The sequence below is a fragment of the Paenibacillus chondroitinus NBRC 15376 genome, from assembly GCF_004000765.1.
In the GTDB taxonomy this organism is placed as follows: domain Bacteria; phylum Bacillota; class Bacilli; order Paenibacillales; family NBRC-103111; genus Paenibacillus_E; species Paenibacillus_E chondroitinus.
Window position 1 is genome coordinate 208355 of sequence record NZ_BILW01000001.1, and the last position, 24983, is coordinate 233337.

Here is a 24983-nt window from a genome sequence, read left to right on the forward strand (position 1 = left end):
ATGAAACAAGTGCGAAATTCAGCCAATGGTACAAAGTTGTGGTATGAAAAACCGGCTAGGTCTTGGAACGATGCGCTTCCGATCGGCAATGGGCGCCTCGGCGCGATGATATTCGGCAAAGTAAATAATGAAAGATTGCAGCTGAATGAGGACTCCGTTTGGTATGGAGGACCCGTTAACGGGGATAATCCGGAGGGACAGAAGCATTTTCCGATGGTGCGCCAGTTGTTGATGAAAGGGAAGCAGATCGAAGCCGAAGAGCTTGCGCAAATGGGGATGATGTCGATTCCTAAATCCCTGCATCCTTATCAGCCGCTTGGAGATTTTCAAATTTACCATGACGGCGAAAAGAAGATGATTTCCAATTACTATCGGGAATTAGATATTGAACAAGGGATCGCGCAAGTAGGCTATTGCTTGAACGATATTCAGCATTCCAGGGAAATGTTCAGCAGTGCGGTTGACCAAGTGATCGTCATTCGCATCAAATGCGACCGGCCGGCCAAGTTAAATCTGCGCATGCATTTGAGCCGAAGACCTTTTGATGAAGGCACGCAGAAGATTGCCAACGACACATTGGTGATGAGCGGTGAAAATGGCCGAGGAGGCGTCACATATTGTGCCGCTGTGAAAGCGGTTCCTGACGGTGGGTCGGTGAAAGTGATTGGCGACTTCCTCATTGTTCAGGCAGAAGCGGTAACCATCTATCTCGCGGCGCAGACTTCCTTCCGCCACTCGGACCCGATTGCGATATGCACGCGTCAGTTAGAGCATGCGGCGGGCAAGGGGTACGATAAAGTTAAGCGAGACCATCTGGCGGATCATACGAGCAGAATTCAACGTGTGAGGCTGGAGTTAGGCCGTCCGGAAGAGAGCAAAGAAGCGGATTTGCTGCCGACCGATGCTCGGTTGCAACGGTTCAAAGAAGGTGGAAACGACCCTGGGCTGGCGCAATTATATTTCCAATATGGTCGATACTTATTAATGGCTTCCTCTCGTCCCGGATCCAATCCTGCCAATTTGCAAGGGATATGGAACGAAAGCTTTACACCGCCGTGGGAGAGTAAATATACCATTAATATCAACACGGAGATGAATTATTGGCATGCGGAAGTGTGCAACCTGCCCGAATGCCATGAGCCGTTGTTTGATTTGATCGATCGCATGCGGATCAATGGCAGGAAAACGGCGCAGGAAGTGTATGGCTGCAGAGGGTTTGTCGCGCATCATAATACTGATATGTGGGGAGCTACCCAAATTGAAGGTAACTTTATGCCGGGATCGATCTGGCCGATGGGCGCGGCATGGTTAACTCTTCATCTCTGGGAGCATTTCCGTTACGGGCAGGATGAGCGATTCCTTCGCGACCGGGCGTATCCGATCATGAAGGAAGCAGCGGAGTTTTTCTTGGACTATTTGTTTGAAGATGAGAATGGATACCTGATCACCGGACCGTCCACTTCGCCGGAAAATAAGTTTATCGGCGCTGATGGCAGCGTTGGCTGTTTGACCATTGGTCCATCCATGGATACGCAAATCGTCTATTCCTTGTTCCGTGCTTGTATCGATGCCTCTGAGCGTTTGAAAACAGACGAAGGAACAAGGCAAGAATGGGAGCGTAAGCTACGCAAACTGCCGCCGCCGCAAATCGGGAAGCACGGGCAGCTGCAGGAATGGGTGAAGGATTGGGATGAGGTCCATCCGGGACATCGTCATATTTCCCACTTGTTCGCCTTGCACCCTGGTGAAATGATTCATGTTCGCCATACGCCGGAGTGGGCAGATGCTGCGAAACGAACATTGGATCGCCGACTGGAAGCCGGAAGCGGCCATACGGGCTGGAGCCGGGCGTGGATCATTAATTTCTTTGCCCGTTTGGAAGACGGCGAAAAGTCGTACGAGCATCTTCGCATGCTGCTGTCGCATTCCACCTTGCCGAATTTGTTCGATAATCATCCGCCGTTTCAGATCGATGGCAATTTCGGCGGAACCGCCGGCATTGCTGAGATGCTGATGCAATCACACCGTGGGGAGATCAACCTGCTTCCAGCGCTGCCAAGTGCATGGGCACGTGGAGCGGTTAGCGGGTTGAGAGCTCGCGGCGGCTTCGAAATTGACCTGGCCTGGGAAGATGGGGCGATGACGCGCTGTGTTATTCAGGCCAAGTATAGCCAAGCTTGCACCGTTATTTACAAGGGCGGCCTGCTGCCGCTTATCGTAGAATCCGAAGGCGGAGCTGCGGTAGAGGCGGTATTGGAAGAGCAGTCCGGTATGCTTACTTTCCAAGCTGAGACGGGCAAGAAGTATGTGTTATCGCTTGGAAAGCCTGCGGTGAGTGAGAGCTTGAGAGAGGCGACGAATATTTAAAGTGTTAAGGCTGCCGTTTTTGGCGGCCTTTTTTTGTTGTGGGGGTGCCTGACCTTCCGCGATCCCGTCGCGCAACATACAGCCAACTCCCACCGCAGGCTCCGCCACTCGCCATATTTCGATGCTTTTTACGCTGAAAAACCAACGTGGTTGAATCCTCCCTACAAAAAAGCATGAACACCCTATAAATGTTTTTCCATCCTCGTGTAATGTAAGAAATAAAGAGGTGTAACTATGGAATTCATTAGACCAGACGATTATTTGCCTAATAAGAAGCGTCTTAGCAACGTAAATGAATACGGAATCGGCCTCATCGGATGCGGCAGTATAGCGAATACGGCCCATTTACCGGCATACCGCAAGTATGGTTTGCACATAGCTGCTTGCTGCGATGTCAACGAGGAAGCGGCACGCGCCACAGCGGAAAAGTTTGATATTCCATTTTGGACGACGGATGTGAATGAGCTACTCGAGAGGGACGATGTAGGTGTAATCGACCTGGCCATTCATCCTGAACCGCGACTGGAAGTGCTGAGGTTAATCGGAAAGGCACCAAGGCCTGTATTGTGTCAAAAGCCTTTGCACCTGGATCTGGCACAAGCTGAACGCCTGAACGAAGAAGCAACCAAGATGGGGATTATTCTGGGAGTCAACCAGCAAGCTCGCTTTGCGCCAGCGCATAAAGCACTGAAAACGGTGCTGGAGCAGGATCTGATCGGAGAAGTATACAGCATTCACCACAGTATGCGCTCGTTCCAGGATCAGGCCGGCTGGTGGTGGACAACAATGAAAAATTTCAACATTGTCGACCATGGTGTGCACTATGTGGACCTCTGCCGGTACTTCAATTCTTATCCAGAGGAATGGTCAAGGGTACACTGCACGACAGCCCAGTTAACGAAGCAAAACGCCATCGACCCGCTGATCTATTCGGCGAATATCGAATTTGGTCCTAAAGGTGGCAGGAACCCGCTGATGGCGACGCTGCATTTTAACAATATTGCCAAAGCAAGCCGCTCACACAGCAATACTTGGTGGATTGACGGGACAGAAGGAAGCTTGTGGTGCACGCAAGATACCCTCTATATGGCCCTCAACAAACACAAAAATGTCGTTCACGAAATCAAGCTCAAAGGCACGTGGTTCCCGGATGCTTTCGCCGGTTCAATGATCGCGTTCATGACGGCCTTGGAAGAAGGCAATCTCCCGCCGGTCACGGCGGAGGATAATATCCAAACGGTAGCGTTGACAACCGCGATGGTAAACTCCAGCCAGGAAGCCTGTGTCGTGGAGAGAGCGGATTTGTTGAAAGGAAGCGTTGTGAGATGAATCAACTCGGATTTATGAGCTACGTGTATATGGGCTGGAGCGCGGAAGCCATGGCGGAAGATGCACGTAATCATGGCATGAAATATGTGCAACTTGATCCCAAGCAAGCGATGCAGGTGATGGATGACCAGCCATTCTCACTCAATCGTGCTGAGAAGATCCGCTCTATTTTTGAAAGTAAGGGCATCATAGTCATCGGTTTATCCGGTTATACGAATTTAATGAACCCCAATCTGCAAAAAAGGGAAGCCAAACTGGAGCAGTTGGAAAAGATGATCGACCTATGTTCGGTTTATGGGACTAGGTATATGGCGACGGAGACGGGAAGTCTTCATCCGACTAACGCTTGGCGCGACTACGAAGGCAATCGTACCCCTGAAGCGATGGAGCAGCTGCTGCAAATCATAGATCGCTTGCGAAATCGAGCGGTGAAGCAAGGTGCCGTTTTGCTAGCCGAAGGTTTTGTCAACAACGTGCTTGCGACAACAGAACAAGCTAAGGAGATGATAGAGCGCCTTGGTACAGAAGGTTTGGCATTCATTATGGATCCTTTTAACTACCTGAAGCAGGAGGATTTGAGCAGACAGTCCGAAGCGATGGCGAAAATGTTTGACCATATCGGCGCGCATTGCCCTATCGCGCATGCCAAAGATACGCTTTACGCTGCCGAAGGATTCACAACACCTCGAGTCGGGGCGGGGCAAGCGGATTGGAACGTCTATGCGGAGCTTCTTGCTCGCCGGATGCCGGAGGTTCCCTTGATTCTGGAGCATGCGAAGCCCGAAGAAGTGGCCGAATGCCTGACCATTATCCGCCAATCATTTACGAATGTTGAGGCGAGCTGGGGAGTGACGAACACCGGTGATGCATAAACCGAAACTAGGTATTCAGGGACCGGTCGTGGCGTGGCAGGATCCTTGGGCGGGTGAGGCATCCGATCTCATCATGCGGACAGGAACTGGAAGCTTATGTCCTTCACAGGATCCGAGACCGGAACCAGCTGCTTTTGTAAACTGCTTGCGCGAATTGGGAACGGATTTCTACGTGCACCACGTGCTGCCAGGCACGGATCATTGGGATGTGGTTGCGGATATTACCGCAGCAGGGATGGATATTTGCCTCGGAAACGAATATGGCAACATCAACGGACCTTGGGTGGAAGGAACGAATCGGTACGATATTCCAGATCAGGCGATTGTCGAAGCGTCCACCTCAGGACGATGCTTGGGACTGCTGTATGACGAGCCGGAGCATCTACAAATCAACGCGGGGCAATACCGCAAGGATGGATGGTTTCCGCATTGGGGCAGCACGGATGGTTTAAGTTTGGCAGAAGCTCGGAGCAAGGTCGAACAGTCCGTGAGATCCCGAACGGAACATGTGAGCCGCATTGTGGAGCAAGCGGGTTTAGCGAGTACGTCCGTACCCTTAATTGCGGAGCATGTATTTCCTACCCTGTTTCATACATTTGCCAGAGCGGGGATGGATCTTTGCCCGAAAATCATGAAGGAATCGTTCCAATCGCTTCAAATGTCGACAGCTTTGGGAGCAGCCAAGCAATATGGGCGGGCATTGTGGATTTGTGCGGATCTGTGGGGGCCAGATACAGGCAGATGGTTTACACGGTTCCCCGGTTTTCCCGGACATTCTCCCCAGGAATTCGAGTCGGCTTTGAAAATGGGCTATTTCATGGGGCCAACCCATTTATTCGTAGAAAATATCGACGTCTTGCTAAGACATCAGCCTGACGGCTTCATGAAAACGGAATTCGGCGAGGTTTGGCTGGAATTCGTTCGAAAATTTATTCCCGAACACCCGTTGACTTGGCATCACTCCCAAGCAGAGGCCGGTATCGCAGTTATTCATTCGGATGATAGTAATTATGGCCAAAATGAGCGGCTTTTTGGCAATCGCACAAGTCAGACGCTGGATATCACGCATAGCCAAAGTGTGTTTCACATTTGGCATCTGCTTAGCCGAGGAACCATACCGGCCCATGGCAGCTGCCTGCATATTCCAGGGTACGACTTCCCGAGACATCAGTTGAAACAGGACGTTCCACTTGATCAATTTCCATTAGTGGAAGGATTTTCTGGAGCGGCAGACAGACGGGTGCACCCTTTATTTTATCCGATGCCAAATGTTCTGGCGTTTGATGAGCACGTTACGGCCGACCAACTAGGTCAGCCGAAGTTAATTATCGTCGGTGGTACGACACTGAACACAAACACGTTTTCAATGCTTACGAAAAAGGCGGAAGAAGGCGCCGTTGTCGTTATCGCTGATTGGCTGCTCCCTCCGGATTGCCCGGAACATCGAAAGAAAAGCGGGAGAGCGGGCTTTGGAGGCTGGATTGTCACAAACGATTTTATGGCAAGTGAAGTGAAAGAGGCTGTAGAGCCTTTTGTAGGGGAAAACAAGATTTGGACCCAGCGATTTGGATCGACGGAAGTACGCATGTATCCGCAAGATGAAGATGGTTATACGTTAGATTATGAAATCGTGAGGGTATGACGAGAAGTAAGGTGGAGATGTGATTGGAGCCAACCAAACGTTTGGATCAGTTCGCGGAAATTGCGTTTCGTGAACATCCCGGAAATAAAGAGGAACTGCGGGACATTCCGCCTATAACCGTTGATAAAAAATATTTCGCACCGGGTACGGATAAAGCGAAGCGCGTGCCAGAGCTTACATTCGAAGCTCAGATGGATCGATTTCATGAAGAGTTGAGACAGCTGCGCGAAAAGTATAGACCCTATATGAGAAATTTAGTGCCGACTCCTTCGATGACACGAGATCGGCAAGTGTGCAAACAATTTCAATTTCGCTATCAAACGCCTGAAGATGTGAGTTTTACTCGCGTGCTGGATGGTGCAGGGGATTGGGAAGCCGTGACGATCCCGGATTTCCGCGGACCTAGCGGGGAAGATGGCAAATGGACGGGATTTTATCGCAGCGAGTTTGCCTACCCCGGCATTCCAGAAGGAAAACGCGTATATCTCGTATTCAAGGGTGTTGATTATAAAACGACGGTATACCTCAATCACAAATGCATTGGCAGTCATGAGGGATTTTTCGCACCGTTCGAATTTGATGTGACCGACTTTTTGCAGGAAAACAATACGCTCGTCGTTGAGGTTCAGACGGACATTCCCATGATGGGTGTCGGGGGAACGAAGCTGGATGGCGATAAGATATACGCAGCGACGGGTCCAGGGTGGGATGATCCGTACAACGGCTGGAGCCACTGTCCACCGGGAGCGGGCATTTACAATCAAGTGTATCTGGAACAGCGGTCAGAACTGTTTATCCAGGATGTCTTCGTTAGACCGGATATTGACACCGGCTCTGTGGAAGTCTGGATTGATGCCGTGAACACCACGACGCGTGTCATGGAGAATTTTGAATTGGAACTGGCTATTATGCCTCAGAATTTTGAGGGTGATGGTATTGAGCCAATCTCATTTACAGTGGCCTATGCGGGGCCTGGTATTAATTATTTCCGTTACAAAGTAGAATTTCCAACATTTAAAATGTGGGAACCTCAATCCCCTTTGCTTTATGCCGTGCGTATCGAAGTCAAAAATGGCAGCCGGTGCACAGACAGCCGGGATCGCACTTTCGGTATGCGGAAATTTCATATGGATGAACAGCGGGTTCCGAAAGGCACGCTGTATTTGAACAATCAACCGATCGTCCTAAGAGGCGCCAATGAAATGGGGCATCTGCAGCAGTGTGTGATGAACAACGATTTTGACCAATTAATGGATGATATCTTAATTGCCAAATTGGCGAATTTGAATTTTTACCGGATTACACAACGTCCCGTGCAGGAAGAAATCTATGATTATTTCGATATGCTTGGGATGATGCATCAATGTGATTTGCCCACGTTCGGCTTTATTCGTCGAAATCAATTCGTTGAAGGTGTGAAGCAAGCAGCGGAAATGGAAAGGCTGATTCGCAGCCATCCGTCCTCCATCATGGTATCGCTGATCAATGAGCCTTCTCGGACTGAGAAAAGACGCAAGGGTCACCGTTATTTGCACAGAAATGAGTTGGAAGCTTTTTTCGTAGCTTCCAGGCAAGCCATATTTGTTGAGAATCCGGATCGAGTTGTTAAAAACGTGGAGGGGGACTACAACCCGCCTACCCGTGAAGGGCTGCCCGATTTTCATTGCTATAATTTGTGGTACACAAACAACGTCATTCCTGTTGGGAAAATGTACAAAGGGTACCTTCCAACGATCCGAGAGGGCTGGAAAGCCGGATGCGGCGAGTATGGGACCGAAGGATTGGATCATGCGGAGCTTATGATAAGCCGTTATCCCAAGGAATGGCTCCCGACATTGGAGCAGGATTGGTGGCTGCCGAATCGCATCCATGGCGCACAAACCTACAATCTCCACGGAGATTGGTATGCGGAACAAACCAATATGCACGATTGGATTCAGGCCAGTCAGAAGCATCAAAGTTTAGCGACGAAATTGATGACGGATGCATGGCGCAGAAGAGCGGATCGGGTTGTATCCACGGCCATCCATCTGCTGATAGACGCTTGGCCCGCAGGTTGGATGAAAGCTCTTGTAGGTGTCGATCGAAAACCGAAACCGGCATTTTTCACCTATCAGGACTGCTTGGAGCCTGTTCGCGTTAATTTGCGAAGCGATCGCTGGAAGGTATATGAAAGCGAGACATTGGAAATTGAAGCTTGGCTTTTGAACGATACAGCGAAGGAATACGGGAAGTGCCGGATTGTTGCAACACTGCGAGACGATTCTAAGGACTACGCACATTACGAAATCGCCAGCTTACTACCGATAGCTTCATCGCTCTACGCGGGTTCAATTCGTTTCTCCGTGCCTTCCGTCCAAGACAGACAGCTATTATATGTGGATGCGGAATTGATAGATGAAGACGGCCATGTATTAAATGCTGAACGGTTTACGTTTGAGGCTTTCGCAAAGGCGAGAACTCAGCCCACTCAGAAGGTCGCGTATCTCGACGCAGCGTCGGAGCTGCTCGGTTCACTGCTGAACGTTAGCGGGGAGCGTTATTCCGAAGAGGTGCAGGACGACTGTACGCTTGTTGTCTCATCCCCGGAAGCATTCAACAGCCAACGGGCAGCTATCCTTGCGAAAGTTCGTAAAGGCGCTACAGCCGTATGTATTCTAAAACACGCTGATAACGGTACATGGGAATTAGATGATACACAAGTTCAGACGGTGAAATTACGAGAAGTGTATACGCTTTCTATGCAAGCTGACGGTCTCAACATGCCAAGCGTAAAGCCGGACGATTACTCTTATTTTTATAATTTGACGACAGACCGGCTGGATGGCATGACCAATAGCCATTTGATCGGCGAGGGCATCGAACCTATTGTTTTTGCTTACCAGGCTCATTCGGAGACACCGGGTAAGCGGAAGCTGCCTGTCGTCGGATTGAAACGTTTAGGCAATGGGCTCCTATTCTTCGTATGCCTGCCGTTAACGGGCCGAGTCGGCTTTAATCCAACGTTAGACCGCCTGCTGGTGACTTTGATGAGTGAGAAAGGAGTGAGCCCCGAGTGTTGTACACCATTGTTAGCCGCAATCAGAAGCGACGAGCCGAGATAGCAGTCACGCAAGAAGGTTTACAGCTCAATCTTAAATCAGAGGGTGAGTCCTCTCCTTTTTTTACAGGGCGATTAAATGAAATGCTAAGTTATTCCACAGGAAGACCGTGGCGATTGGACACTCCCGGGCTGAGGGATGTGCAAGTTAGTGAAGAGACGGGCATGCTTCGAATCAGTGGTTTTTTAGACAAATTGTACGTCACGCTGAGTTGGACGTTTGACGAACAGGACCTCCTTCGGATGCAAGTGAGTTGGGAGAATCGGAGCAATCACTTCATTCGTGAAGCGGCCGTGGGCATCCTGTTCGCGCTTCCGAAGCGAAGCCGTGAAAAAGTGACGATTCCCCACATGATTTACAATAACAATCCTTCTTCTGATCCGAATCGGATCGTGCCACGGCTTGGTGTGGAGCCAGGTCTTGGCTTCATCTGCGAAGAGCACAGAATGCCCATTCCCTGCGTGAATGTGGAATGGGAGGAAGAGGAGACGCGGTTTCTCACCTTGTTTTCGATCCCTGACTTTGTGGAGACGGAAGACGGAGTTGTGCATTACGGCTCGCTGGGAGCTATCCAAGAGGAGAGTCGCATCACGGCGGTTGCGCTAAGCGGCGTTCTGATGTTTAACGGGGAGAAAGACACTTGTTTTATCGCTAAAAATACTACGCAATCCTATACCGATGGATATACGGATTTCGAGCAAGGCCGCACATTAACCAAAATATATGCGCTGGATTGGGGAGTGGCAGACCGCCGGGGCCATGCTTTTCGTGAAATTGTTCGAAAAGGCGATAAGCTTTTCGCGCCGGTGGGGTCAGGCCCGCTGTCTCTGGATGAGATGATCCGACTTAAGACCAATGCGATGGATGATCGGTATCGAAGCGGGGAGCAGGGGGCCGCAGGCTATATCAAGTTTACCGATTCTAACGGAACGGTCCCCAAGCATCCGCTGCATTACATGTACGGTTGGACGGGGCAGTGCTTGAAGCTGGCCTGGTGCGATGCCAAATTAGGCATTGAAAACAGGCAGGAAAAACGAGTCCAGAACTGCAGGCGAGCTGTTGACTTCTATGTAAAGCAGAGCCGTACCGAAGTCCCAGGTGTAAGACATAGCATGTATCGGCTAAATGAAGGAGTTTGGGACGACTTTTACTGGAACAAGCAGCCCGTCGTCTCAAGCCGGTCATACGGTGAAACGATCGCTGATTTGGCGGAAATTACGCTGCTATTTCGAGAAAACGGTCTGGAAGTTCCGCGAAGCTGGATCGAGGCGCTGCGGGAGTCTGCAGATTTCTTATTGGGCGGCGCGCTGTTAACGGGTATCTACCCATCCGCATGGCGAATGGACGGCACCCCGGCAGATGACATGATAACAGCTGCGGGGATCCCCTGCTTGATCGCTCTCGTGAAAGCCTATTGGATCACGCAGGAGAGTAATTATTTGGAATTCGCTGAGCGAATGATGCAGCGTTATTACGAACTGCATGTCGAGACGTTCGAACGGCCTTTTGCCCGTTCCACGCTTGACGCAAAATGCGAGGACAAAGAAGCGGGCATGTACTTTTTCCTAGCCGCATACGAACTATTTCTTTTGACCAGGGATGAACGGTATCAGGAGTGGGCTGAAATCGCTGCGGATTGGCTTTTAACTTTTGTTTATGTGTGGAATCCGGCATACAACCAAGGCTCAGCATTCCGGAACACGGATTTCAGCGCTGTTGGTTGGCCTGGCGTCAGTGTGCAAAACCATCATCTGGATGTGTTTTTTCCAACCTACGAGTTTTGGAAATTTGGCCGCTTAACCGGCAAAGAGCAGTATGAACGATGGGGACGCGTGTCGCTGGAGGCGATGGGACAGGGCATTTGCACGAAACCGGGCGAATGGGGATTTTCTGTTGCCGGGGAGCAAGGAGAAGGCTTTTTCCAAACCTATTGGAACCACCGGGGACACAGCAATAAATGGAACCCTTCATGGGTTATCGCGCTAGTTTTACATAACGCTTTGCGTTTCAGGGATACACAGGGTTGACGGTGAAAGATAGGAGGGCATTTCGATGAGAGAGAAAGAAATTCCGGATTGGGAGAATCTGGAGGTGCTTGGGCGCAGTATGGAGCCTTCCAATACCGGTTACATGCCATATGCAGATGTAGAAACGGCGTTGATCGGCGAGCGGGCACTTTCGCCATATTTTCAATCGCTAAATGGTAGTTGGAAATTCAAGTATGTGTCAAATCCGTCGGAGGCGCCAGCGAACTTCTACGAACCTACCTGCAAGACCGATGATTGGTCTGCCATGCCGGTACCTGGCAATTGGCAGATGCAGGGAGTTGGACGTCCGCATTATTCCAGCAGCTATTATCCGTTTCCCATTGATCCGCCGTATGTCCCTAATGATAATCCAACGGGCTGCTACCGCAGAAGCTTTTACGTTTCGGATACCTGGGAGGATTGGCAAGTATTTCTCGTGTTTGAAGGTGTTGATTCCGCTTTTCATGTCTGGGTGAATGGGCAACTCGCAGGGTATGGGCAGGGCAGCCATATGCATAGTGAATTTCGCATTACTTCTTTGCTGAATGAGGGAGAGAACACGATTGCCGTGCAGGTCTATCAATGGAGCGACGGCAGTTATCTGGAGGATCAGGACAAATGGCGTCTAAGCGGAATTTTCAGAGACGTATATTTGAAAGCAACGCCTGATGTGCATCTGCAGGATGTTTCTGTACAAACCAGCTTCCATGAAAATCAGATCGATGCAGAGCTGAACCTCCGGATAGCGGTTAAATGCTTTTCAAATCATGCGGTACCGCTTCACAGCCATACGGTAAACGTTACGTTGATGGACGATAAGCGTCAAACGGTATACACCGGAAAAACCGATGTTTCCTCGCTAACGGATGAAAAAGTGCTCAACATGCACATTCCCGTATCGGCCCCGCACAAATGGTCGGCAGAAGATCCGTACTTATACGCGTTAGTTTTGGAACTTACGGATGAGACAGGGGCTTCGCTAGAATCTGTAAGCGTTTCCGTTGGTTTTCGCGATATTGCGATCCGCAGCGGGCGGCTTTTGATCAACGGCACCGCAGTTACCCTCAAAGGCGTAAACCGAAATGAGTTCCACTCCGATCTCGGTTATGCGATACCGCTGGAAGCGATGGTAGAGGATATCCGCCTGATGAAGCAGCATAACATGAACGCTGTGCGGACCTCGCATTATCCGAATGATACACGTTGGCTGGATCTATGTGATCGATATGGGCTGTATGTCATTGACGAAGCGGACCTTGAAACGCATGGTTGCCATTTTATTGGCAACGAAAGCCATCTTGCGCAAGATGAGCGATGGAGGGAAGCGTTTGTCGACCGAGCCCGCCGCATGGTGGAGAGGGATAAAAATCATCCGTCCATCATCATCTGGTCCCTTGGGAATGAATCGGGTTATGGGACTAACCATGATGTTATGGCAGACTGGGTGCGGGCAGCAGATCCGACTCGCCCCATTCATTACGAACGGGCCAAAGATGCTGAGGTCGTAGACATTGTGAGCTGCATGTATCCCTCCTTGGATGCACTGATTGAAGAAGGAGAGAAAACGGATGATCCAAGACCTTTCCTGATGTGCGAATTTGCACATGCCATGGGGAATGCATCCGGTAACTTGAAAGAATACTGGGAAGCAATCTATCGGTATCCCCGGTTGCTTGGCGGCATGATCTGGGAGTGGGCGGACCTCGCAGTCCGGCAGCAGACGGAGGATGGCACGGAGTGGTATGCGTACGGCGGCGATTTCGGCGATCATCCCAACAGCGGTCACTTTTGCATTGACGGCCTGGTGTTCCCGGATCGAACGATCAAGTCTTCTCTCATTGAGTTTAAAAAAGTGATTGAGCCGGTGAAGATTCATGCGGTCCACATGCCGTCCGGCATCGTAAGAATTGAGAATCGCTACGACTTCTTATCGCTTGATCATCTGAAGGGCTCATGGCAGCTGCTGCATGACGGGGATATTGTGGAGCAGGGAGAGCTGCCGAGAACCGATGTGCCGCCTGGCGGAGAAGCGGAAATTACCGTTCCTTTCAGCGAGGCCTATGAGAGGTGGAAAGGCGAGTGCTGGCTCCGCATTCGGTTCACGATGCGGGAGGAGACACAGTGGGCGCCGCAAGGACATGAAGTGGCTTGGGCAGATATGCCGCTATCTACTCCACCGAGTGGCGCACCGCTGATCAACGTAAAACCGATGCACAATTTGCGTGTGGAAGAGCAGCATAAGCGACTGCTTGTAAGCGGTAACGATTTATGTCTGGTTTGGGACAAAAACAGCGGCGCTTTGAGCGCATTCGAATATAACGGACTTCCGCTCTTGCAGTCCGGCCCGAAAGTCAACGTTTGGCGAGCACCGATTGATAATGACGGCCGTCAAGCCAAAGAGTGGAGAAAGGCCGGTTACGATGCCTTGCAACAGCGCGCAAACGAATTTTCTGTGCAGTCGTATGGGGAGCATGCGGCGCAAATTACGGTGAAGGCGACGCTTGGCGCAGCGGGATTAGGCATATGTTTCGAGACTTGTATGGTGTATACGGTTTACGGATCAGGGGACGTGTTCCTCAAAGTCCATGTGAATCCGCGAGATGGACTCCCGCCATTACCGCGCCTGGGCTTGCAGATGGTCATGCCCGGCACCTTCGATCGCCTAGCTTGGTTCGGGCTGGGCCCGCATGAATGTTATATCGACCGAAAGGAAAGCGGGCGGCTAGGCATTTATGCGGGAACAGTGCAGGAGCAATATGTTCCTTACATCAAGCCGCAGGAGCATGGCAATAAAGCGGAAGCAAGATGGGCAACCGTAACAAACACGTTAGGAACGGGCTTGTTTATAGGCGGTTTGCCAATGTTCGATGTGAGCGCGAGCCATTATGCTACGTCGAATGTAACGCGTGCGAAACATACAACCGACTTACTACGGTTAAATGAAACGATCGTGAACCTCGATCATCAGCAAGCTCCGATTGGCAATCACAGCTGCGGAGAAGCTCCTCCGTTGGATCGTTATTTGCTTCATCCGAAGGAGACGATTTTTGAGCTGCGGCTGAAGCCGTTTTCGGCAAGAGATATTTCGCCGATGCAGCTGAGTAAACGGTGGCCGGCGCCATTTCCGTTACAAGGTACCGACAGTGAAACCATGATTCCATTAACACATCTGGGGGCGATTCGATGATCAGCCGGACATTTCCCAAAATAATGTATGGCGGCGACTACAACCCGGAGCAGTTCCCGAAGGACATATGGGATGAGGATATGAGGCTGTTCGGGCTTGCGGGCATTGATATTGCAACCGTCAATGTGTTTTCGTGGTCACTTAACCAGCCGGATGAAGAAACGTACGAATTTGGATGGTTGGACGAGGTCATGAACAAGCTGCATGAGAATGGCATGTATGCCTGTTTGGGAACGGGGACGGCCGCGCATCCGGCTTGGATGGCGAGGAAGTACCCGGATATTTTAACCGTAACGACCGATGGGAAAAAAAGAAAGTTTGGCCGAAGACATAACTCCTGCCCGAATAGTCCGACGTTTCGCCATTATGCCGAGGTTTTGGTCCGTAAGCTGGCGGAGCGATACAAGGGCCATCCGGCGCTGCTTTTATGGCATGTGAACAACGAAATAGGAATCCGCTGCTACTGTGATAACTGTGAACAAGCATTTCGAGAATGGTTGAAAAATCGGTACGGAACGCTCGAACGGTTAAATGAAGCCTGGTATACGCGATTCTGGGGGCACACCTTCTATGATTGGGAAGACATCGTTCTTCCCAGCGCATTAAGCGAGGGACTTTCCGGAGGAAACTCCGATCAAACGGCATTCCAAGGCATGACACTGGATTATTATCGATTTAATTCGGACAGCTGGTTGGCCTGTTATCAGTTGGAATATAACGCGATTAAATCGTTCATTCCGGATGCGGTCGTTACGACCAACTTCCAGGGGAACGGGACTTATAAGCCGCTTGATTATTTCAAATGGGCGCCTTATCTGGACATCGTCGCTCTTGATATATATCCGGAAAATCAAACACCCGAGAGTTACATGGCGCTTCGTTACGACCTCATGCGGGGCTTGAAAGACGGCGCTCCCTTCATGCTGATGGAGCAGACGCCGAGCGTGTTGAACTGGAAAACGGTCAATCCGACCAAAAGGCCCGGCATTATGCGGCTTCGCAGTTATCAAGCCGTGGCGCGCGGCGCCGATTCGGTGATGTTCTTCCAGCTGCGCCGTTCGCTAGGAGCTTATGAGAAATTTCACGGAGCTGTTATCGATCATGCCGGCCATGAGCACACGCGCGTGTTCAGGGAATGTGCAGAGCTTGGCCAGGAACTTAAGCAGCTGGGCAATCAATTGCTCGATGCTCGGGTGAAAAGCAAGGTAGGCATTTTGTTCGACTGGGATAATTGGTGGGCAGTTGAATTAGGAGGCGGACCGTCCGCTCACTTGAAATATGTCGATCACATCCAGAAATATTACGTTGCTTTTTATGACAAACATATTCAAGTCGATTTCATTCATGTGGAAACAGATCTTTCACACTATGAACTTGTGGTCGCCCCTGTTTTATATATGGTAAAGCCTGGTTATGCGGAGAAGCTGGAGCGTTATGTTAAAAACGGTGGAACCTTCCTCACTACGTTCTACAGCGGAGTGGCGAATGAAAATGATCTTGTCACACCGGGCGGTTATCCTGGTGAGCTGCGCGAGCTGCTGGGCATTTGGGTGGAGGAACTGGACGCGCTGCACCCGGATCAAAAAAACCAGCTCGTGCTGCAAACGAACTTAGGAGAGCTTCAAGGCACCTACGAGTGCGGCTTGCTGTGTGAGGTGGTTCATCCGGAGGGAGCGGAGACGGTTGCGCGCTTTGGCAGCGATTATTATGCAGGTTCACCGGCATTAACCCGTAATCGTTTTGGCCAAGGAGAAGCTTGGTATGTGGCAACGGATCCTAGCCGTATTTTTTTACGGCAATGGATCAGCTATTTATGCGCAAGTAAAGGAATCTCTTCTCCCATTGCAGCACATGCTCATGCACCAAAAGACGTGGAAATCATTCAACGCCATAAAGATGAGTTTGTCTTCACTTTTGTGTTAAATCATAGCGAACAAACGCGGAAGTTAAATATAGGGACGTACGAACAAAAGGAGCTGCTCAGCGGCACGAACGTATGCGGAGATGTTGATCTTCTGCCGAAAAGCGTCGCGATATTCCAACAGAAGAAGGAGGCGGAGTCTTGTGGAAGCTTTGGAGCTTGACGGTTTGCGGCATCAGTTTGAGAATCCTCCGAATGTCTACAGGTCGCTTCCTTTCTGGGCTTGGAATGACGACTTGGAAGAGGAAGAGCTGAACCGGCAAGTGATGCAAATGAAGGAGCAAGGGATGGGCGGTTTTTTCATTCATTCCAGAGATGGATTGGAAACCGTCTACATGGGTCAAGAGTGGATGAAGCTGGTGCGTTCCACCGTGGAAACAGCGAAGGCGCAGGGCATGCAGGCTTGGCTGTATGATGAAGACCGTTGGCCTTCAGGTTTTGCCGGGGGACTTGTGCAAGCGAGAGGCGGAGACGCGTTCCGCGCCAAGGGACTTACGCTAGAGGTCATCCCGGCCGGCTTATTACAATCGGAAATTGACGACACCGACACCATAGCACGGTTCAAAGCAGTGATTAACGAAAGAAACTTGATTCGCTGTGAAAGACTCCAAGCAGGTGCATGTAGAGAGTTAAGAAATGATGAAGTGCTGCTTCTTTTCCGGGTAGAAATATCGGAACGAAGTGAATGGTTCAACAATGAAGCACCTCCGGATCAATTGAATCCCGAATCAGTTGAAGCATTCATCGACATTACCTACGAGGCTTACAAAAAAGTAGTAGGCGAACATTTTGGCCAAACTGTTCGCGGCGTTTTTACTGACGAGCCGAGCCTACATGACCGTCATTGTAAATTTACAGAGGGGCGGGGCTGGATTCCCTGGAGCTGGTCTTTCCCCGCTTATTTTGAAGAAAAACGCGGATACGATCTACTGGATCTCGTTCCTTATCTATATTTCAATGGCGAACGCTCCACAGAAGCGCGTCACGATTATTGGCGTACGGTTACCGAACGATTCAGCGAATCTTATGCAAAGCAAATCGGCGAGTGGTGCGATAACAACGGCCTTGCTTTTACCGGTCATTTTCTCTGGGAAAATAATTTGGGCACAGCCACTCGCGTTTGCGGAGCGATCATGCCCAACTACCGCTATCAGCATGTGCCGGGCATCGATATGTTGACGGAGCAAACGAACGAATATATCACAGTTAAGCAGTGTACCAGTGTGGCTAATCAGTACGGGAGAAAATTCGTTCTGACCGAGACTTATGGCTGCACGGGCTGGGGCTTCACCTTTGAAGGACAGCGATGGATCGGAGATTTCCAATTTGTTCTTGGGGTTAATCTTAGGTCTCAGCATTTGGCGCTTTACTCGATCAAAGGCTGCCGGAAACGGGATTATCCGCCTGTCTTCAACTACAACACCAGCTGGTGGAAATACAATGCGATCATGGAAAATTATTTTGCCAGGTTGTCTGCGGTTTTGACAGAAGGACGCCCGGTCCGAGATGTGCTTGTGCTTCATCCGGCTTCCACCGCATGGAGTATGGTCGGCACGGGACCTTACGGCTTTCCGGCCCGAGGCAAGGACCGTGACGTTTCCGAGACGAACCGGTATGGTCATGAATTTAACGCTTTTCTCGGCAAGCTGCTAAGAGCGCACTACGATTTTGATTTGGGCGATGAAACCATCATGGCGGAAACAGGGGCGATTCACGGCAATAAGCTTGCTATTCATACAGCCGAGTATCAAATTGTCGTCATTCCGGAAATTCGGACGATGCTAAACAGCACGTTCCAGCTGCTCCTGCAATTCCTTGACGCTGGCGGCAAAGCTGTCGCTGTCGGACCTCGCGCGGAAATGCTCGAAGGTCGAGCAAGCAATCGTCTAGCCGACCTCTATGATCACCCGAACATGGTTATCGTTGGGGACGCGGCTGGTGCAGCCCAAGCACTGGAAAACATGCTGATACGCCAAGTTAGCATCAAGAGCGCAGAAGATGAAGAGTCTGCTGACTGCTTGTATATGCTCAGAGATATGGGGGATCGTTATGCGTTGTTCATCGTCAATAACGACCGCGAGCGCGAACATCGCGTTCGGATCGAAGTAGCCTTGGAAGGACCTGGCTACTTGGAAGAGTGGAAGGCATTGACTGGCGAAGTAAGCGCAGTCGACACCAGTTTTCGTCAAGGGTATATCAGCTTTGACGAGGTATTCGGTCCGGCAGATTCCAAGTTATATATTTGTCATAAGTACGGCCGCAAGGCTGAAACAGAAGGAAGCCGAACGAACGCGAATCAAGCCGACACTCAGATGTTAGGCCCGGTCTGCAAGTTCACGCGGTCAATGCCGAATGTGTTAACGCTGGATATGTGCTCCTACCGCATCAATCACGGCGGCTGGTCGGAAGAGATGGAGGTATGGCAAGCCCAGAAAGCCATCCGGACGCTTTTGGACATGAGACAGATTTACGGCAATGGCATTGAGCAAAGGTATAAATGGATTCGCGAGCCCCACCCGGAAGATGGCAAGCCGGTTGATTTCAAATTTTCCTTTCATAACACCGAAGTTCCGAAGGAAGCTGTGTATCTGGTTGTGGAGTCCGCGGAACAGTACGAGATCAGCCTTAACGGCGAATCCATCGCCAATAAGTCGGATGGTTGGTTTCTGGACCGGTCGTTTGATCAGGTGCTTTTATCCGGTTTGAGAGCTGGAGAAAACGAGTTGACCTTGTCGTGCAATTATTTAAATCGCATGGAAGTGGAAGATATTTATTTGATCGGATCGTTTGGCGTCGATGCTTCAAGGAGCATTGTGGCCGAACCTGAAACCTTGGCCTTTGGCGATTGGTGTAAACAAGGATATCCTCACTACTGCGGCAGCATGATTTATCATTTTGACATTCAGGTGGAAAATAAGGCGGAAAGCCGGACGGTACTGGAGCTTGGCGATTATGCCGCGGTTACCATCGAAGTGAGGGTCAACGGGCAAACGGCCGGACATGTGCCTTGGCGCAGTGCGAACCGTCTTGAATTGACGAAGCAGCTTCACGAGGGTGTGAACCGCTTGGAAGTAGAAGTCATGGGAAGCCCGCGCAATATGCTTGGACCTTTCCATCAGGCGTCGGGCGATACGCTGACAACCAGTTGGGCGTCTTTCCGTAAAGAAGGCCCGCATTTTACTCGCGACTATCAATTGAGCCCTTATGGCTTGTTTGGGCAAATGACACTATACACAGAGAGATGGGAACGGAGGTTTGAGCATGAAAATCCATAAGTGGGGGCTAGTTCTATCGTTCTTCCTCTTATGCGCCGCATTATTGCCTGCGACTGCATTCGCCTCGGTGAAATACTCCACGTATACCAAAGACAGCCGGGGAAACTTAATATGGCTTCAGCCGGCGTATTTCCCGCTGGGGGTCATCGGGCAGAATCTGTTGGCGCCAGATCCAGGCAACAAGACGGTTCAGATGAGTTCGCCGATGAAAAATCCGAAAGACATCTTTATCGATGCGAAAGGTGAAGTTTATATCGCGGATACGGGCAATAACCGCATTGTACATATGACAGAATCCGGGCAGCTGCTGCGTTACATTACCCTGCCGGAGAACCCTTTTAACAAACCCGAAGGTGTTTTCGTAACCAATGATGGCAGCATCTATGTCGCGGATACAGGCAACAAACGAGTGCTTAAGCTGGATGCCAGCGGCAAGGTCATGCAAGAGTACAAACGGCCGGAATCCCGGTACATTCCTGATACGTTTGTTTTCGATCCGGCGAAGGTCATGGTGGATGAACGTGAGTTTATGTATATTGCGGTACACGGCAGCTATGAAGGGCTTGTGATGCTTGATCCGAAAGGCAAGTTTCAAGGTTTCTTCGGTGCCAACGGCACGGCGATTTCCCCGTTAGACGCTTTGAAAAGAATGCTTTACACCAAAAAAATGTACGCCAATGAAGTTGCTAAGAGGCCCGAGCCGATCAACAGCGTAGCGACGGACAAAAACGGCTATATTTTTACAGTGACGGGCGGAACAGCAACAACGAATCAATTGAAAAAGCTGAATGTAAAAGGCGATAACTTGCTGCGCAGCTCCTCGAAACCGTTCGGAGAAACAGCTCCATGGGACGTGCCGGCGGATGGAGTCATGACAGGTCCTCAACTAACGGATGTCGCGGTCGATCAGAGCGGCAATATGATTGTTGTGGATCAGCAGAATAAATATATCAGTCATTACGATGGATCCGGTAATTTATTGTACTTCTGGGGCGGTGCATCTGCGATTGGTTCCTCGCAGGTCGGACTGTTGAAAAATCCTGTAGCGCTTGACGTTAATGAAAGAAACGAGCTGTTTGTCCTGGACGATCAGGAAAATATCGTGCAAGTGTTCCGTTTGTCCGAATTTGGGCAAAAGGTAGACCAAGCCAACCAGCTAACCCTGGCTGGCCGTTATGAGGATAGCGAGCAGCCATGGAGAGAAGTGCTGCGTTTAAACGGGCAATTCGCTCCAGCTTATCTGGGGCTTGCGAAGTCAGCTTTTAAAAAAGAACAGTACGAAACTGCAAAAGATTTGTTCAAAGAAGCGGGAAATCAACAGGGGTACTCTGATTCATTCTGGCAAATCAGGATGCTGTGGCTGCAGGGTAACTTTTCTTGGATAGCGAGCGTCATCCTGCTTGGTGTGATCTTATACACCGTAACCGATAAGCTCACCGCAAAGCGTGAATTCCGGGCCAGATGGCGCAATCGACCGAAGAGTCAGAATCGTTTTCTCTCGAATTTAAGGCTTGCTCTGCATGTTCTAAAGCATCCGATTGACGGTTTTTCCGCCATTCACTATGAGAACAAAGGCAGCTACTTGAGCGCCAGTATCGTTCTGCTCGGTGTATACGCGTCTCTGATTATCAGCCAGTTCGCGACTAGCTTTGCTTTTAATACGAAGACTTTTGTCGATATTTACTCGACGTTCACGCAATTTTTCATCGTTTGGATCGCTTGGATTGTTGCTAACTACCTGGTCAGCTCGATTTATCGGGGTGAGGGACGCTTCAAGCACATTTTCATCGGCAGCGCCTATGCGCTCTTGCCTTACATAGCTATTGGCATCCCGCTTGCTTTCATATCCAATGTTATGACGATGTCCGAGGCATCGATCTATCATTTCGTGGGCAATGCGATGACGGTATGGATCGGGCTGCTCATCTTCTGGAAAATTCAGAACGTCCATAATTACACGTTTGGGGAAACGATCATGAATGTTTTCCTTACGTTATGTACGATGCTTGTCATCGGTGTGCTTATTTTCATTATCATGGGACTTACCAGTGATCTTGGATCGTTACTTTATCAGATGTATCAGGAGGTGACCTTGAGATGATCCGGATGATCAAAACCAATAAAACAGCCATCATCGTTACCATCCTGATCTTGACGGCCGTCGTCACCTTCCTGACCCGTGCCAAGTTTGAGTTCAAAGATTCTGGACAACGCAGTTCGCAAGCGGTGCAGCAAAATACGACGGTAGAAGCAGCGAGTATTCCCGCCAAACTGCCGCTTGATACCGATTTCAAGCAAGTGGCAGAATCCGAGACATTGAGATTGAAAATGGACGACAAGACGGGACATTTTATCGTCGAGGACAAACGGAATGGCAATCTGTATCGCTCTTACCCAGATCCGAAATATTGGTCGAAAGAGAAGATTTCGGAGACCTGGAAAAAGCATTTGGCCTCACCGCTGATGGTCCAATATGTGGATTTTTCCAAAAATATTTTGCAGGCCAAAGAGACGAACCTGGCGGCGGAAGGCGGAAGCATCAAGGATATTCAAACGATTCCAGGCGGTTTCAAGCTTGTTTACGAATTTCCTGTGACGGGCTTCACGATTCCTGTTCAAGTAACGGTCTCTCAGGATTACGTTGAGACGAAAATCTTGCAGGAAGGCGTTAAGGAGACCAAAATGGGTCTCGTTTGGGTCAGGCCTTATCCCTTCTTAGGAGCGGAGTACACAGACGGACAGGACGGTTACTTGTTTATTCCGGATGGGGCAGGAGCTCTGGTGCGATTCAAGGATAACCAATTAAATGTCAACAAATTGTATGATGAATTAACATACGGCCAAGATATTGCATTCCCGGGAATCAACAACAACCGGAATAAAGTCATGATGCCGGTCTTCGGTATGAAGTCGGGATCGAAAGGCTTCCTGGCCGTGATGCACGAAGGCGATGAGTATGCAGACGTGGTCGCTGCTCCGGCAGGTGTCCTAAGCAATTACAACTGGATTGGGGCCCAGATGAATTATCGTTCCAGCTTCCTGCAGTTTACAACAAGAAATACGAATGTCCCTGATTCGTGGGGATATGTCGATTATGATCGGGATCACATGTTTGGGAGCGATCGTTCCGTTCGTTATTATATGTTGGACGAGAAGAAGACGGATTACGTCGGCATGGCAGAGACCTACCGCCAGTATTTAATGAAGGAGAAAGCGGTCAAACCGGTTACGGTCAAAGATCCGAATATCCCGTTATATACGAACATCATCGGTGCCGATCGGGAAAAAGGGGTCATTAGCGACCGCTACCTTAATTTGACCACGACGAGCGAAGGCATTCAAATTATGAATTCCCTGCATGACAAGGGCATCAACAATATGTCGCTCACCTTCACGGGCTGGCAAAAGGGCGGCTACAGTTCCTTTGGCCAAACGTTCCCGGTGGATTCCCGCCTTGGCGGAGACTCCGGCATGAAGGCATTCATTGATCATGCGCATGGACTTGGTTATCCGGTGTATTTGGAAGCACAGTATTCCTTGAATAATACAAAGGGCGGCGGGTTCGACGAGAAGTTTAACGCCATGGTTAACTTAGCCGGCCGGACGTTGATGCAGAGTCCTTTGTTCAACCGGGAGAGAACGCCGGTCGTTAGCGATAAATACATCGAACAAATGGTGGATAACGATTTGCCTAAATATAAAGCCATGGGTGTCGATGGACTTGCCGTCGGGTTGCTCGGCCAGAGGCTGTACAACGACTATAACACGGGGTACGGCTCCTCAAGAGACGAGGCCCGCAAAATTCAAGAACGGATTTTACAAAAAATCAAGGATACGCTTGGCGGTGTACAGGGGGAGAAATCCAATGTCTACGCACTGCCGCATATCAATTACATCCGAGACATGGTATATGACAATTCCTATGACTTATTTTCGGATGAATCGGTACCCTTCGCCCAAATTGCTACACACGGATTAGTTTCCTATTCATCGGAATACGTGAACAACCGCCAGGAAGACGTGAACGATTTCTTAAGGGATATCGAATACGGAGCGGCGCCATCCTTCGTATTCACGAAGGCCGAAACGAAGAAATACGTAAATTCTTACGGCTTACGCTTCTATAACACGTATTACCCGGATTGGGAGAACTTTGCATCCGAGCAGTATAAACGCTACAACGAAGCGCTTGGAGACGTGCAGGATCAGTTTATTACCGGGCATCGGAAGCTTGCTGATGGTGTGAAAGAAACGACGTATTCCAACGGAAAAAAAATTATCGTGAACTATAATTTGACGGAATATCGGAACGGGGATTTGGTCGTACCGGCACATAACTTTGTTGTTATTCGAGGAGGGGGAGGCAAATGAATCGGAAAGCAAGACTGAGGTCATCCCTGATCGAATATTTGGAAGGAACGCTGTTCATCGCTCCGTGGCTCATCGGTTTTATCTTTTTTATGGCGTTCCCGATCGGCTATTCCTTGTTTATGAGTTTTCAGGATGTAACTATAACTGCAACCAAAACGACGACCCGTTATATTGGCTGGACGCATTATAAGTACATTCTGTTTGAGAACGGGAGCCTGTTGTACAATCAACTGCTGCCGTTTCTGCGGCAAGCGCTTTTCATGATTCCGATCATTGTCATATTCGCGTTGTTAATTGCGATTATTTTGAATCAAAAATTCCCCGGACGCACGTTTTTTCGGGCCATCTTCTTCCTTCCCGTCATCTTGGCGACAGGCGAGGTCGTGAAGGAATTTCTGACGCAGGGCGAAGGCGATCTCGGCTTTATGTCCAAATTCAACATTTCAGGCCTTATCCAGGCTAACTTATCGGCCACGTGGTCAGATCCGCTGATTTCCATTTTGAACTCGTTTGTACTTATTCTGTGGTATTCCGGCGTGCAAATTATGATCTTCCTTGGCGGCAGACAGACGATTTCGAATTCCGCTTATGAAGCAGCCCGAATTGATGGCGCAGGACCTTGGGAAACGTTCTGGAAAATTACGCTGCCTGCCATGACGCCGTTTATTTTCCTGAATTTGATTTATACCGTAGTCGATCTCTTTACGTTTCCGACCAATCCGATTTTGTCGAAGGTAAGGGAGAGCGAATACGGACAATACAGCGCTTTGTTCTGGATCTACTTCATGATCATTGCCTTTTTCTTAGCGATCCTATTCATTATTTTCGCCAGGGTGACGAAATCACATCGTGCTTAACAAGTTTACGACAGGAGGGATGACGCTATGTTTC

Annotated in this window: 12 protein-coding genes; all 12 read left to right on the forward strand. The window is 49.8% G+C overall.

Annotated features, from left to right (window positions below):
* The 12 genes from PCH02S_RS00875 (at position 1) to PCH02S_RS00930 (ending at position 24949) form a co-directional block, all read left to right on the forward strand.
* Positions 1–2367, forward strand: a complete 2367-nt coding sequence (locus PCH02S_RS00875; RefSeq protein WP_127449154.1) for a glycoside hydrolase family 95 protein — start codon at positions 1–3, stop codon at positions 2365–2367.
* Positions 2368–2601: 234 nt separating this feature from the next.
* A complete protein-coding gene (locus PCH02S_RS00880; protein WP_127449156.1) occupies positions 2602–3696 on the forward strand; it encodes a Gfo/Idh/MocA family protein in 1095 nt (364 codons plus the stop codon).
* The gene (locus tag PCH02S_RS00885; RefSeq protein ID WP_127449158.1) at positions 3693–4568 is read left to right on the forward strand and encodes a sugar phosphate isomerase/epimerase family protein; all 876 of its coding nucleotides are present in this window, start codon (positions 3693–3695) and stop codon (positions 4566–4568) included. The genes PCH02S_RS00880 and PCH02S_RS00885 overlap by 4 nt, the downstream gene beginning before the upstream one ends.
* Positions 4561–6210: a hypothetical protein gene (locus PCH02S_RS00890; RefSeq protein WP_246068921.1), complete on the forward strand. Its 1650-nt coding sequence runs from the start codon at positions 4561–4563 to the stop codon at positions 6208–6210. The genes PCH02S_RS00885 and PCH02S_RS00890 overlap by 8 nt, the downstream gene beginning before the upstream one ends.
* A gap of 23 nt (positions 6211–6233) precedes the next feature.
* Positions 6234–9314: a glycosyl hydrolase 2 galactose-binding domain-containing protein gene (locus tag PCH02S_RS00895; protein ID WP_246068893.1), complete on the forward strand. Its 3081-nt coding sequence runs from the start codon at positions 6234–6236 to the stop codon at positions 9312–9314.
* On the forward strand, positions 9266–11338 hold the full coding sequence (locus PCH02S_RS00900) for a glycoside hydrolase family protein (protein WP_246068894.1): 2073 nt from the start codon (positions 9266–9268) through the stop codon (positions 11336–11338). Before PCH02S_RS00895 ends, PCH02S_RS00900 begins: the two co-directional genes overlap by 49 nt.
* A gap of 25 nt (positions 11339–11363) precedes the next feature.
* Positions 11364–14525 carry a glycoside hydrolase family 2 TIM barrel-domain containing protein gene (locus PCH02S_RS00905; RefSeq protein ID WP_127449161.1) on the forward strand — a complete coding sequence of 1054 codons (3162 nt, stop codon included), beginning with the start codon at positions 11364–11366 and terminating at the stop codon, positions 14523–14525.
* On the forward strand, positions 14522–16609 hold the full coding sequence (locus PCH02S_RS00910) for a beta-galactosidase (protein ID WP_127449163.1): 2088 nt from the start codon (positions 14522–14524) through the stop codon (positions 16607–16609). Before PCH02S_RS00905 ends, PCH02S_RS00910 begins: the two co-directional genes overlap by 4 nt.
* Positions 16590–19721, forward strand: coding sequence for a glycosyl hydrolase (locus PCH02S_RS00915; protein ID WP_246068895.1), 3132 nt, complete (start codon positions 16590–16592; stop codon positions 19719–19721). The genes PCH02S_RS00910 and PCH02S_RS00915 overlap by 20 nt, the downstream gene beginning before the upstream one ends.
* The gene (locus PCH02S_RS00920) at positions 19708–21822 is read left to right on the forward strand and encodes a YIP1 family protein (RefSeq protein ID WP_127449166.1); all 2115 of its coding nucleotides are present in this window, start codon (positions 19708–19710) and stop codon (positions 21820–21822) included. Before PCH02S_RS00915 ends, PCH02S_RS00920 begins: the two co-directional genes overlap by 14 nt.
* Positions 21819–24092 (forward strand): DUF5696 domain-containing protein, encoded by a 2274-nt coding sequence (locus PCH02S_RS00925; RefSeq protein ID WP_127449168.1) that lies wholly within the window; start codon positions 21819–21821, stop codon positions 24090–24092. The genes PCH02S_RS00920 and PCH02S_RS00925 overlap by 4 nt, the downstream gene beginning before the upstream one ends.
* Positions 24089–24949, forward strand: a complete 861-nt coding sequence (locus PCH02S_RS00930; protein WP_127449170.1) for a carbohydrate ABC transporter permease — start codon at positions 24089–24091, stop codon at positions 24947–24949. The genes PCH02S_RS00925 and PCH02S_RS00930 overlap by 4 nt, the downstream gene beginning before the upstream one ends.
* Positions 24950–24983 lie beyond the last annotated feature (34 nt).